The following is a 12334-nucleotide window of genomic DNA, read 5'->3' as shown; positions in this document are numbered from 1 at the left end:
TAAAAAAGGGAGCCTGGCTCCATTGTTAAAACTGGTATCCAAAAGCCAACCCATATTCGATACCGTCGTTGTACTGTGCACCCCAACTGTCGTACTGAGTCAGGTGCAACTTGCCGTAGAAGGCATCGGTAAATTGGGTCTGCCAACCCAGAATGATCTGGTGCCCATAGCTGTCGTAACTGAACAGCTTTTGGTGGTCTTCATCCCTGTCTATCTGCGCTTCGTAGTTGACGGACAAGTTGTGCTTCAATCCGGCAAAACTCAGCGGGTATTTGGCATTGAGCACCAGGGCATAACCTGAAATGTCATTGAAGTTCTCATCTGTTGGTGAGAAATGACCAAAGGTATAGTTGAAACCAACCCCGTAGTTCAGCGCCAAATCGCCAAACTTACTGTTGTGCGTAACCCCCAGATACAGGTTGTCTTCGACCAGAGTCTCACTGGCAGAGATAAAGTTCTGGGCCCAAAAGTTAAAACCGCTTTCACCCAGCTTATACTCTATGATTGCCAATGATTTTAAAGTGGTTTTACCATCTTCATTCTTCTGGTTTTCCGCGACTTCACCCGGGTTTTCCAGCTTGATATTGGCGAAATAACTGCCCCAATCGGCCAAACCCAAATGATTCAGCTTGAGAAAGGGTTGGTTAAAGACGCCAGGGTTATCATCCTTGGTATCACTGGTATAAAACTTATAACCAAGATCCAGACTTGTTTTGGTTACATCGGCCTGCACATTGGCAGAAAATGCCATAGCCAGTGCCACCCCACTCAACAACCATTTTGAGCTCATAATATTTCCTCAGACAAATACAATGCCAAGTAATTGAAAACTTTAAACACATGAATTGGACGAGAAAATAATAATTAATTGCCACCAATAGCAGCTGTGATCTTGGTCGATTACAATCCTTAAAAAAATAAACTCTGTGGTTTAAGGAAGTAGATAACAGGAGACCACAAGTTAAGTGAAAATTCCGTCAAACAAATTAAAAAGAGACAGACCAAGCTATCTCTTTTTAAAATATTAATAGCCAATCTATAAATATAAGCCTAAGCTCACACATTCCTATAATCTGTAATTTCTATCTCGGCAATAAACATCTGCGGTGGCCGATATTCCTTGAACTGCCAACCCAGCTGTTTCGCCAGTCGCTTGACCAACATCAGCCCCAGACCAAAACCTCCCATGCCATCCTGTAAGCTTGAGTTGCTGACTCGGATGCACTTGCCCCGCTGCTCCACCTTGACTTCGCCGGTGCCATGCTCGAGCGCATTGCGCAGCAGATTATTGAGCATGATGCACAGAGGCTCTTTCAGCACCAGTAGTTGGGTATCGTCACAATCCAATTGAATAACCCCCTGCTTGCCTTGGGCGTGCTCCTGCTCAGTTGCCAGCTGCCGCAACAACTCGGCCGGAGCCAAGCGCTGTTTTTCCAGCCGAGTGCTGCTCTTGTTGGTGAGCCACAACAGGGTTTCTATGATGGACTTCATCTGCGCCGTCGCCTGGCTGGCAGCCAGTACTGGCCCGGTCAACTTGCCCTTTTGCAAGGTGAGCAGCTCAAAGGATGACTGGCAGATAGCCACAGGAGTGCGCAGCTCGTGGCTGGCAAAACGCAGGAAGTTGAGTTCCCGCTGCTGGGCCTTTTGTAGCTGCTGCAGCGAAGTATTGAGCGCATCCACTATCGATTGCAGCTCGGCATAGCCTTGTTTGGGAAAACTGAAGCCATTCATGCTTTGCCAGTCGTGCTGTTTGATCGCCTGACTGATTTTGTGCACCGGGGTGATCACTTGCTTTTGCATATGAAACGCCAGGCTGGCCACCACCCCGAAGGTCATCACTATCAGCAATAAAATGGCGGTCATGTTCTTGGGCGCAAAAACAAGATCATGGGTGGCATCATAATGTAGCCATAGATACAGCGGCTGGCCTGAAGCCGTGTAATGCACACTCAGGGCATCGATATAGGGGCCATCAAGATGCTGATAACGAATACCCGTTTCTGCAGTGGGAGGCTGAAAGTCATTGATAGCTTTGATCTTATCCGGTACCCGCTGCCAGTCGGCAAACACACTGATGTTGTCGGTATCCAGCTCTGTGCTGCCCTGAAGGAACACCGCTTCAGCCGCCTGCCCTGCGTTACGCAGAGTGATCTCATGCATGGAAAACATGCCGGTGCACATCATGCAAAGGGGGATGATGCTATTGATGGCCAGAGTGACCGCCAGAAAAATAAGCCCGTAAATTTGATAGCTGCGCTTGAGGCTGAACTTGGGCATCATCTTCAGTCACTCCTCAGGCAGAGTCCTACCCCGCGAATGGTGTGGATCAGTTGACTGTCGAACGGCTTATCCACCACCCGCCGCAACAGATGCAGATGGCTGCGCAGGCTGTCGCTGTCAGGTGGGCAGTCGGGCCAGAGCATACGCTCTATCTCTTCCCGCTCCACGGTTTCCGGGCTGCGGCGAGCCAGCAAGGCCAGTATCTGCCAGCCGGTGCGGCTCAGGGACAACAACTGCCCTTGGCGATAGGCCTCGTGTTTGCCAAAGTCCATCTCCAGCTCACCCAGTTGTAATCTTGGTGGTGCCGGACGGCGCTGAGCCACGACTCTTAGGCGGGCCACCAGCTCCTCCATGGCGAAGGGTTTGATCAGATAATCATCGGCGCCGGCATCGAAGCCGCTCAACCTGTCATCCAAACCGCTGCGGGCGGTCAGCATGATCACCGGCGTGGCCATACACTGGGCCTTCCAGCCCTGGCATGCTCGAACACCGTCCCCGTCGGGCAAGTTAAGATCCAGCACCACCACATCGAAATGCTGCTGTCTCAGCAGTTCATTGGCCTGAGCCAGGGTTTCGGCATAGTCACATTCAATGCCTTTTATCGCCAGGTACTGAATAATATTGTTTGCCAACAGACGATTATCTTCGACCAGCAGAATTAACATGTCAGATCAACTCAAATTGATGGGCCAGATGGATCAGATTTGCCCTGTTGCTGGCACCCAGTTTCTTGCGCATTGACTCCATATGGTATTCAACCCCACGAACACTAATGTGCAGTCGATCAGAGATCTCATGATTTTGTAGTCCGGTTGCGGCCATTCGCAGCACTTTTCTGGCATTGGCCTTGAAGATCCGGCTCTGCAGAAAGGGGTTGAACCTCTGCCTGTCATGTTCAAACAGCAGACTTTGCACCAAGATCAAGGTCTGCTGTACCCGTTCCGGATCCGGCTCGGGACGGCCCGATGCCAGCAATATGAAACGACCAAACCAGGTCGGGTTGGCATAGCTGGGGACAGGAAAGCTCAGAACAGTGTCGTAACCATGTTTGGCAAACAGAGTTTTTACCGGGTCGTGCTCTTGCCAGCGATACCGCCAGGCTTTATCTGCGCTTAAAGACTCGGCAAAGTTACTGTCGCTGCGGGCAAAATGTTCCAGATAGTACTGTTGCAGGGTCGCTATCCTACCGGAGGAAGCCAGTGAGGCTATTGGCCTTCGCAGCCACACAGGGGCGAACAAGCCTTGATTTTCCGGGTGTTCCAAATACTCCCTGGCATTGCTTGGCAGCCCCTGAAACCAGAACCCCTGGAACCCCAGCCTGGCGATCAGCGGGCCGACGGTTTGCAGTACTTGTCTGAAACTGCTCTGTGCTTCCGTGAGTGCAGCCTGATTCAATACTGTACTCATGCGATTACTCCTCAAGAATAAGAATCAAAGCCAACATAACTCAGGCTACGAATTGAACAAAGACAGTTGAAACAGATATTTAGAATAGGCTGCAAAAATGTAACCCCATGTAAAAACTACGGAGTTTTTGACGTTATTTTCACGTCACCTCCACTATGCTGATAAGGCCAGCTTCGAGCCGCTGTTTATAGCGCATGCCTGCCGCCAATGGCAGCGATAGTGGCCTCGAGCTCACTGAACCCCTGTCTGTTTGCTGTTGAATTTCCGAACAATGAAACCGTTGACCCTGAAAGCCAAGGCTGTTAATTATATTCGTACTCAGTAAAGTATAAGGATATACAAGATGAACAAATGGATATTATTAGCATGCTTTTCAGCAGGTTATACTTCATCTACCGCAATCGCAGAACCTGTCTCGGGTACGCTGCAACGCATTGAAGCCCATGCGGAATATTTTGGCTTTCAAGATCCGCAAGCCTACCTTCACTTCTCCGCCGAACTGAACCGGCTGATGGCCGGTGACAAGACACTGGGCGAGCCGATACTGTCTTCAACCACTTACAGCCAAACTCTGGGGGCCGGAATGGCCTTCTCGGCTCTTTCCAGTCAGCAACGAAGCGAACTCAGGGAGCTGGTTCAGGCGCGTAGAGCCAATATGGCCAAGAGCCTGGGGGTGAGCGAAGCGGCGCTGCAACAGAGGGTTGCGCAATATGCTGCCTATTCACGGCTGAATGCCAGGCTGCATGAGATCCCCATTGCCAAGGTAGTTCAAAACGCCTCACTCAGTGACAGCCCCAGACATCTGGAACTCAGTACAGAACAGCTGGCTGAATTGGGAGAGCCAGACTCACCTATAGCCCAGTTGGCCATTACTCAACTGGCGGCGCAGGCAGGTGTGCCCCAATTCACTCCGTTCGTGGTGCACTTCAGCGCCCGCGGTTCAGAGCAGAGATTTATCTACAATGACTTCTCCGGAGCCTGGAGCATTTCCGCCGAGACGGTGTGTCCAAGCCGCGAATGTGGCTCGAAAACCCAGTGAGCAAAGGCTATTCCCGATTCCCTAAACAAAGAGCCCCGGTGGTTAATCCTACCGGGGCTTGGTTTCCTTAGAACTTCATCAGGAACTGAGTCGAGGCCTCGACATCCGGGGTAAACAACCTGTCCTTGTCGTAGTAAGCCACCTGTTTGCGCAGCGCCTTTAACAGTTGCTCATTCTGGGGTGACAACTGCCTGTGGTTCACTTTCTTCTGCAGATCCATCGCCTGGGCCACCTGCATCAGCTCAAAGCCATAGATGCGTGCCACGCCATCCACCACCTTGCTGAGATTCTTGCCGGCCTGGAAGTAGTTGCTGAAGTTATCCTCGATACCGCCTTGGTTGGCTATACCATAGAAGGACACGGGATTGGCCGCATGGGCTATCTCGACAAACAGGGCGGTGAAGCCATTCTGCAGGGTATAAAAGGCCTGGCCATTGGCATCATCAGGGTCGACCAAGGCTCTTGGCAAACCCGTGAAGTAAGGGTCAATCAACTTGATCTGGCGATTACTGGAGTATTTGCCCAACTGCGCCATGGCATTGATAAAGGCCTCGGTTTGGGACGCCAATTGGATGGTATCGAAGTTGGCCGAGGAGTTAATCGCCCCCGATACCGTCCCTTGGGTAAAATACTGTGCCACTTGAGGGGCATCGGCGTAACGTCCGGGTTTGGCATTGATGTAAACCGTAGGATTATCATCAGAGCTGTTAATCTGAATATTCACCAAGGTTTCCAACTGCTGCAGCTGCGACATGGCATGGGCCACAGGCCAGTGAGCACCGCGATAAGATAGCGCATCCTGCAACGGCCGCTTCTCGTCACGCTGGAATAGATATCCCCCCTCCAGATTGGCCAAAATCTCTTGACCTACCTTCTCGACATTCGGCATAGGTCTGGCCGCCAGGGTATGAGGCAGCAGAGGGCTGATATTGCCGTTGATCCCTTCAAGGGCCGCGGCAATGAGTCTGGGAGAGAATTGAATGATCTGGCGGGCATCACCAATGGCGTTGACCACCTGTGCCGTTGCCAGGGCGTTGTTGGACAGAATCGAGAGTGAGTCCTTGCCAAAGGGCACCATCGGCTTGATCCCGGCTTGCTTCATCGCCTTGGCGGCAGACATCCGCTGACCTTTGTAGAACACATCCCACTCGCCCATCATGGCGGCGCCTATGTGTGAGGCCAACAGGATGTCACTCAACCCCACAGAGCCATCTTCCGGCACCACGGGAATAATGTCTTCGTTGATAAACTCCTGGTAGATGCGGGCCACGTCCGGCTGCACACCCACATGGCCCGTGGCTATCTGATTCAGGCGAATCGTCATCGCCATTTTCACGGTTTCCGGCGCTATGGGTTGGCCACTGGCCGCCGAGTGGGTAAACAGCATATTGCGGTTAAAATCTTCCGACAGTTTGCGGGCTTCGGCACTCAAAGAACCGTCTTTACCAAATACCGGGGTATCCTTGTTCTTGCCCACCCCAACGGTGAGCCCGTATACGGGAGTGCCTTTACGGGCAGAATCTATCAGGAGTTCATGGCTTGCATGAATTGTCTTTTGCGCTTCTTTGCTGAGAGCCACCTGCACTTGTTTATCTTTCAGCTGCAGTAGCTGCTCTATCTTGAGTGACTGACCATCCAGGGTAATCACCTCTGCCGCAGAAGCGCACCCCAGGGGTAAAGCCACTGCCGAAACTATCAATATATTGGATAAGCCTCTCATCAACACTGTTCTCCAAGAATAAAACGACTTAATCAGAACTTATTAATGTGAACGCCAAAAGCACTATTGATAATTTAAATGGCTGCCACATTAAAGCACTACTTTACTTATATCCTGAATCCGTGAATTAATCCGCCAACACCGCGCAGCCGCACCCAAATCGGCGAACGCTCTTTAATAATATGATCTCATCTGTATTCTGACGGCTACTGCGGGTCTGTCGCCGCGATTTTTGCTCTTGACCAGCCTGATCGCTGGTTGTTTTTTGATCATTTTTATCCCCAAGACCATAGTACCCCCTGAGCCTCTTGGCTCCGCGGCGTTTTCTCGGCGGGTTTCTCGGCGGGTGCGGTCAGACCGATCCGTACACGCTACCAAACGCCTTGAAACCCGGGCAGTGTCGGCCAAAGCGCAGGGTCAGTCGGCGGCCGCTGCTGACCAGGCGACAGGCCATGTAGATCAGTTCCTGCATCACGGTTTTGATGCGGCGGCGTTTGGCCTTATGGCGCACCGGTGCATCCGGTCCCAGCAGTGCCCGCTGCCCCATCCAGCGCAGGATGTTGTAGCCCAGCACTGCAAAGGCCATCACCAGATCATTGGTGTCGAACTTGCCAGAAGGCAGGCGCTCAAGATCCAAATCGCTCTTGAATTCGCTGTGGAACTGCTCGCAGGTGGCATGATCGCGGTAGAGGTCGATCACCGTCGCATTGTCCGCGACCTCGGGCTTGAGTGAGGTGGTCCAGCCTTCCAGACTGATCTCGGGTTCCAGAAACAGTTGCCCCTTGGCATCGCTATGGCGCACGGTGACCTTGACGATCAGGCGGTCGGCGGTGCCATCCAGCGGCTCACTCACCAGCGTTTCCATTTTTCCCGGTCGGGTGTAGCACCAGAGTGATCCGGCCGCATTGGCCTTGTCGACCCAGTCCAGTCCATCCTGCTTGCGGGGGTTCCACTTGATCAGATAATCGACGCCGTGCGATCGGAAGTACGCGCGGTTCTCGGCGGCATCATGGGCGCTGTCGAGACGCACCAGCAGCGGCGCATCGGTCATGCGACGGGCCCGCGGCAGCACGCGGTCGAGGGTGTGGATAAACTCATTGTTGGCGTGCTGGTTCCCCGGTCGCAGCTCACAACCCAGGCACCAGCCATCCGTGCCCAGGTAGGCCGCGATGGGAGCGTAACCGTCATGCCCCTTGTAGGTATAGGCCACGCCCTCTTTTTTACTGTTGCTGTTGTCCATGGGGAAGACGTCTATATCCAGAGGTACATGACCGGTGGCGAGGCTGCCGATGGACACCGAAGCGTTACACAGAAATTCGACGCTGGCCTCATCCAGCAACGGGATCAGCGCACGGGCATCCTCGTCAAAACGCTGCCGCAACCGGGCCGATGAGGGTGACTGCTTGATCCCCATGGCCGCTTTGAAAAAGGGATCATGGCGTGCGTGCTCGACCGCTTCGAAGTCGCTCTTACCAAGGCAGATCAGCCCCAGATAGGTGCGGATGAGATCAATGTTGGCGATGCCGTGACGCTTGACGATGGAACGGGAAGTTTTGGCCAGGGAGGTCATCCTGTTCAGGCTGTGCCCAACCAGCGCCAGACCGCCATGCGGTGTGATAATCTCGGTGTTGGACTGTTCGAGCTGGAAGGTGCGCATAGCCATGGTAAAAAGTCACTGCCTGGGTGAATGCAAAACAACGCCCATTCTACCGCCGCAGGCTCCGTAGTTATAGGCTTTCGGGGGAATTGGCGGGATTTGAAGTCACGGAATCAGGTTATATAAGTTATTTATCCAGCCGCTAATAAACACTGGTATAAATATAAAATTCTTTTTTAGTTAACTCAGTTAGGAAATTACAACACAGAAAATAACTTAAAAAGCGAGATTGGGTATTTATTCAGACTGGATTGCAAATATGTAAATTACTGCCCTTGAGTGCCGTTTTTTGACATTACTTTGACAAAACAAAATTTAGGGAGGTGCAGTTTGCTTTCATTGCTATAACCACAACAGAAAGGGAGAGTCACTCCGGGTGACTTGCAGGGCTCGGCAAATTGGTGAAAGATAGAGCGCTTCAACAATAACAATTATCCTGTATCCGGAGCCTTTCATGCGCATGCTGTCCCTGCTCTGGCTCGCTGTCGCGACGTTACCCGGCGCCGCTCTTGCCGAACCAGCCACCCAAGCCAACACCTATATCAATGATGCCATTTTGCCGCCGCTCAAACCCTGGAGTGGTGCCAGCGAGGCCTTAATGCGTGCAGCCGACGACGGCTGGGCCACGCCTTTTGAGCAATCCGGCGGTATTGAAAGCCCAAGCTATCAGCAGACCTTTGCCTGGCTGGATAGGCTGATGACCCAAAGCAACAAGCTTAACAAGGTGAGCCTGGGCAAGAGCCCCCAGGGGCGGGATATCTGGATGATAGTGGCCAGCGCCGAAGGTGCTGCCACCCCGGCACAGCTGAGACGTAACCACAAGCCCAATGTTCTGGTGCAAGCCGGGATCCACTCGGGTGAAATTGACGGCAAAGATGCCGGCATGATGTTATTGCGGGATATCATAGTCGGCGACAAGGCCGAGCTGTTGGAACAGGTCAACCTGCTGTTTGTGCCGATTTTCAGTGTCGATGCGCACGAACGCTCCAGCCAAAGCAACCGGGTTAATCAACGTGGCCCACTGAACATGGGCTGGCGAACCACCAGCCAAAACATCAACCTCAATCGTGACTACGCCAAGGCCGACAGCATGGAGATGCAACACATGCTGACCGCCATCAACGACTGGCAGCCGCAGCTGTATATCGATGTGCATGTCACCGACGGTATCGACTACCAATATGATGTGACCTTTGGTTACAACCTGTCTCAGGGGCTGAGCCCCGCCGGCTACAATTGGCTGCAGCAGGAATATCGCCCGGCGATAGAACAGGCGCTGACCCAGGCAGGTCATATCCCGGGGCCTCTGGTCTTCGCCTTGGACAATACCGATTTGAGCAAGGGCATGTCACTGTGGAATGCCTCGGCCCGCTACTCCAACGGTTACGGCGATGCCAGACACCTGCCGACCATATTGATTGAAAACCACAGCCTCAAGCCGTTTCGGCAACGGGTACTGGGCACTTATGTGATGCTGGAGCAAACCCTCAAGACTGTGGGGGCCAAAGCGACCAAGCTGCGCGCAGCGATAGAGAAAGACAAGTACCGCTATCCACGGCTGGTGACCCTGACCTGGAAGTCACAAAAGCAGGAGCAGGGCTGGGATTTCAAAGGCATAGACTATCAACTGGAACAGAGCCCTATTTCGGGCAAACAAGTGGTGCGCTGGACCGGCGAGCCCAAGCTTTATCCCAACCTGCCGGTAATAGGCAACACAGAGGCGGATATCCGTGTCAGCCGCCCGGCCGCTTACTATATTCCGCCCCAGTGGCAGGAGGCGATTGCCAAGCTATCGCTGCACGGCATTCGTATGAGCCGCCTGGAGCAACCTCAAACACTGAAGCTGCAACAGTATCGCCTCAGCGAACCCCAGTTTGCCGCCAGTGACTATGAAGGCCGCCAGAGAGTCAGTGCCAAAGCCAAACTGGAAAAGGTTGAACTCACCTTGCCCACCGGTACCGTCAAAATAAGCACTGAGCAGCCGCTTGGCGATCTGGCGATGATACTGCTGGAGCCGCAATCGCCCGACTCATTGCTGCAGTGGGGCCTGTTCAACACCATATTCACCCGCACCGAGTATATTGAGGACTACGCGGTTGAACCTTTGGCACAACAGATGCTGGCCAACTCCAAAGCGCTCCAGGCCGAATTTGACCAGGCGCTCAAAGACCCGGCCTTTGCCGCCGATGCCAAGGCCAGGTTACGTTGGTTCTACGAGCGCAGCCCTTACTATGACAAGGCTTACCAGGCTTATCCCGTTTATCGCGCCAGATAGGCCCTGACAATAAGCTATCCAGGAGTAGAGCGATGAAGCAACAGAATGAGTTACAGGGAGGCTGCCTATGCGGCGCCATACGTTATCGCCTCGAGGGTGAACCGTTCGATGCCGACCACTGTTACTGCAGTCAATGCCGTAAGAGCACAGGGGCTGTAGTGGGCAGTTGGATGGACTTCAAACTGGAGCAACTCACTTGGCAGGGTGAAGCCGTGCGGGAATACGCCTCTTCGGCCAAGATCCGCCGCGGCTTTTGCCCAAACTGTGGCACCAGCCTGAGTTATCGCAGTCTCGACCATCCCGAATTTATCAGCTTGAGTATTGCTTCTTTGGATGACCCAGACAGGGTGGCACCCAGATATCATATCTACTGCGCCGACAAACCCGCCTGGCTGGAGATTAGCGACGACTACCCCCGTTATCCCGGTAATCGCAGTCAAGGCGACTAGCCGACGGCAGAAGCGTTATTGCGCAATAAAAAATCCGCCCTGTGGCGGATTTTTATCATTCATTGAACCAAAGATTACATATCACAAGGCTTCAGCGGCTTACGCAGCTGCGCCCGGACATTATCCATACCGGCATAAAACTCTTTCATCATCAGCAGACCCATCATCTTGCCGTTGTCTGTAATGATCAGCTCATCCGGGTTGCTGGGATCATTCTTGATGGCGCCAATCAGCTTCATCGAGCTCATCTCTTTGAACAGGGCTGTGTCCAGATTAACGCCGAAGGTGTCGCGGAAATACTTGCGCGACAGACGACCGGAGAACATCCCCAGCAGGAAACGATACTGCATTACATCTTTCTTGCTGTACTGCTTTTGTTGCTCAACACCCATCTTGCCGCTGGCGATCCGCTCCTGATACTTGCGCAGCGAGAAAGTATTCACATGCAGGGTATCGTTGAGGAAACTGAATGAGCCTGAACCCACACCCAGATATTCGTCGTAGTCGATAACGTACTCGTCAAAGCCCTCATCGTTGGCCTTACCAAAGGCCCAGGCCGACAACTGGTTGTACTGGCCATTGAGGGTATTGAGGATCATCCGGTACTGGTTGGCCATATCGGCCTGAGGCGCAGCCAGTTTCCCTTTGACGCTCTTGCGGGTCTGGTGGGTGATCATCAGGGGATAAGTGGTGATTTGGCGTGGATCCAGTCTGGAAGCCATATCCAAGTCATGCTGGATCACTTCGTCTGTCTGACCGCGGAAACCGAAGATCAAATCGACATTGATAATAGGAAACAGCTCTTTGGCAGCCATGATCTTGTCGAATGTTTGCTGGCCGGTGCCGAACTTTTCCAACCTGTCTGTCATCTTGAGGATGTCATCATTAAAGCTCTGCACCCCGATGGACATGCGGTCAACCAATCCCTTGAGCTGTTTAAAGCCGGGGCTGTCCAAGTGTTGGGGATCCGATTCACAGGAGACTTCCTTGATGGAAGGGAACAGGGTCTTGGCATACTCGATGGTTCGCGCCAGTTCATCTTCCAGCACGGTCGTAGTGCCGCCGCCTATGTACATGGACTCGAAGTCATAGCCCAACTGCTTGACCATATCCATCTCTTTACGCAGCGCCACAAAATAGGCACGGGCCTTGTCTTCCTTGAACAGGAAGCGGTGGAAGGTACAGTAAGAGCAAAGCGTGTGGCAGAAAGGCACATGGGCATAGAGCATGTATTTCTTGCCCTCTACCGGAGCCGGCATCACATCAGCAGAAATAGTGTCCAGCCTCAGGTTCTTGTCAACATAGTACTGCATCACCCGCTCCATGGCCCCCAGCATCCAGTTGGGTACTGTAATATTGGCTTGGTATGGAGTGACCAGTTGGCGATCGAGAGTTTGGATAATTGATGACATAAGGCTTCCTGTTAGTTTTGCTAATCCTTAGATACCACAAACAGTTAGGTGATTTCCAAGGTACTGCCAGCTGTTTGTAGACTACCTCCTGCACA

Annotated in this window: 10 protein-coding genes; 3 read left to right on the top strand and 7 right to left on the bottom strand. The window is 52.8% G+C overall.

All coding sequences use genetic code 11. The annotated features are described in order from the left end of the window. Window positions 1-25 precede the first annotated feature (25 nt). The 4 genes from ACWAU4_RS00835 to ACWAU4_RS00820 form a co-directional block, all read right to left on the bottom strand. Window positions 26-790 (bottom strand): outer membrane protein OmpK, encoded by a 765-nt coding sequence (locus ACWAU4_RS00835; RefSeq protein WP_208125373.1) that lies wholly within the window; start codon window positions 788-790, stop codon window positions 26-28. Window positions 791-1056: 266 nt separating this feature from the next. After that, window positions 1057-2280, bottom strand: coding sequence for a sensor histidine kinase (locus tag ACWAU4_RS00830; RefSeq protein WP_208125372.1), 1224 nt, complete (start codon window positions 2278-2280; stop codon window positions 1057-1059). 2 nt (window positions 2281-2282) lie between these two features. Beyond that, complete coding sequence (locus ACWAU4_RS00825) at window positions 2283-2945, bottom strand: response regulator transcription factor (RefSeq protein WP_144133209.1); 663 nt, start codon at window positions 2943-2945, stop codon at window positions 2283-2285. 1 nt (window position 2946) lies between these two features. After that, window positions 2947-3687 (bottom strand): helix-turn-helix transcriptional regulator, encoded by a 741-nt coding sequence (locus tag ACWAU4_RS00820; RefSeq protein WP_025010620.1) that lies wholly within the window; start codon window positions 3685-3687, stop codon window positions 2947-2949. A 343-nt stretch (window positions 3688-4030) separates the two neighbouring features. On the opposite strand from ACWAU4_RS00820, the gene ACWAU4_RS00815 reads away from it, so the two are divergent. Then, window positions 4031-4726, top strand: coding sequence for a hypothetical protein (locus ACWAU4_RS00815; protein WP_101060204.1), 696 nt, complete (start codon window positions 4031-4033; stop codon window positions 4724-4726). A 67-nt stretch (window positions 4727-4793) separates the two neighbouring features. Here ACWAU4_RS00815 and ACWAU4_RS00810 read toward each other — a convergent pair whose 3' ends face one another. Both ACWAU4_RS00810 and ACWAU4_RS00805 read right to left on the bottom strand, forming a co-directional pair. Then, the gene (locus tag ACWAU4_RS00810; RefSeq protein ID WP_208125371.1) at window positions 4794-6446 is read right to left on the bottom strand and encodes an HAL/PAL/TAL family ammonia-lyase; all 1653 of its coding nucleotides are present in this window, start codon (window positions 6444-6446) and stop codon (window positions 4794-4796) included. Between the two features lie 352 nt (window positions 6447-6798). Next, complete coding sequence (locus ACWAU4_RS00805) at window positions 6799-8103, bottom strand: IS1380 family transposase (RefSeq protein ID WP_454290565.1); 1305 nt, start codon at window positions 8101-8103, stop codon at window positions 6799-6801. A gap of 454 nt (window positions 8104-8557) precedes the next feature. On the opposite strand from ACWAU4_RS00805, the gene ACWAU4_RS00800 reads away from it, so the two are divergent. Together ACWAU4_RS00800 and ACWAU4_RS00795 are read left to right on the top strand one after the other, a co-directional pair. Further along, window positions 8558-10378, top strand: coding sequence for a M14 family metallopeptidase (locus ACWAU4_RS00800; protein WP_208125370.1), 1821 nt, complete (start codon window positions 8558-8560; stop codon window positions 10376-10378). A gap of 32 nt (window positions 10379-10410) precedes the next feature. Beyond that, window positions 10411-10827, top strand: a complete 417-nt coding sequence (locus ACWAU4_RS00795) for a GFA family protein (protein WP_208125369.1) — start codon at window positions 10411-10413, stop codon at window positions 10825-10827. 74 nt (window positions 10828-10901) lie between these two features. Here ACWAU4_RS00795 and ACWAU4_RS00790 read toward each other — a convergent pair whose 3' ends face one another. Next, entirely contained in the window at window positions 10902-12239 is a 1338-nt protein-coding gene (locus ACWAU4_RS00790) for a coproporphyrinogen III oxidase family protein (protein ID WP_025010617.1), read from the bottom strand. Between the last annotated feature and the right edge of the window lie 95 nt (window positions 12240-12334).

It is taken from the genome of Shewanella sp. FeAMO (assembly GCF_053653955.1).
Note: the sequence above shows the minus strand (reverse complement) of the source record. Positions and strands in the feature narration are given on the sequence as shown.

Excerpts from the sequence above, each read along its gene's own strand:
- ACWAU4_RS00825 (WP_144133209.1), bottom strand. The coding sequence starts at position 2,945 with ATGTTAATTCTGCTGGTCGAAGATAATCGTCTGTTGGCAAACAATATT.
- ACWAU4_RS00830 (WP_208125372.1), bottom strand. The coding sequence starts at position 2,280 with ATGATGCCCAAGTTCAGCCTCAAGCGCAGCTATCAAATTTACGGGCTT.
- ACWAU4_RS00805 (WP_454290565.1), bottom strand. The coding sequence starts at position 8,103 with ATGCGCACCTTCCAGCTCGAACAGTCCAACACCGAGATTATCACACCG.
- ACWAU4_RS00810 (WP_208125371.1), bottom strand. The coding sequence starts at position 6,446 with ATGAGAGGCTTATCCAATATATTGATAGTTTCGGCAGTGGCTTTACCC.
- ACWAU4_RS00795 (WP_208125369.1), top strand. The coding sequence starts at position 10,411 with ATGAAGCAACAGAATGAGTTACAGGGAGGCTGCCTATGCGGCGCCATA.
- ACWAU4_RS00800 (WP_208125370.1), top strand. The coding sequence starts at position 8,558 with ATGCGCATGCTGTCCCTGCTCTGGCTCGCTGTCGCGACGTTACCCGGC.
- ACWAU4_RS00835 (WP_208125373.1), bottom strand. The coding sequence starts at position 790 with ATGAGCTCAAAATGGTTGTTGAGTGGGGTGGCACTGGCTATGGCATTT.
- ACWAU4_RS00820 (WP_025010620.1), bottom strand. The coding sequence starts at position 3,687 with ATGAGTACAGTATTGAATCAGGCTGCACTCACGGAAGCACAGAGCAGT.
- ACWAU4_RS00790 (WP_025010617.1), bottom strand. The coding sequence starts at position 12,239 with ATGTCATCAATTATCCAAACTCTCGATCGCCAACTGGTCACTCCATAC.
- ACWAU4_RS00815 (WP_101060204.1), top strand. The coding sequence starts at position 4,031 with ATGAACAAATGGATATTATTAGCATGCTTTTCAGCAGGTTATACTTCA.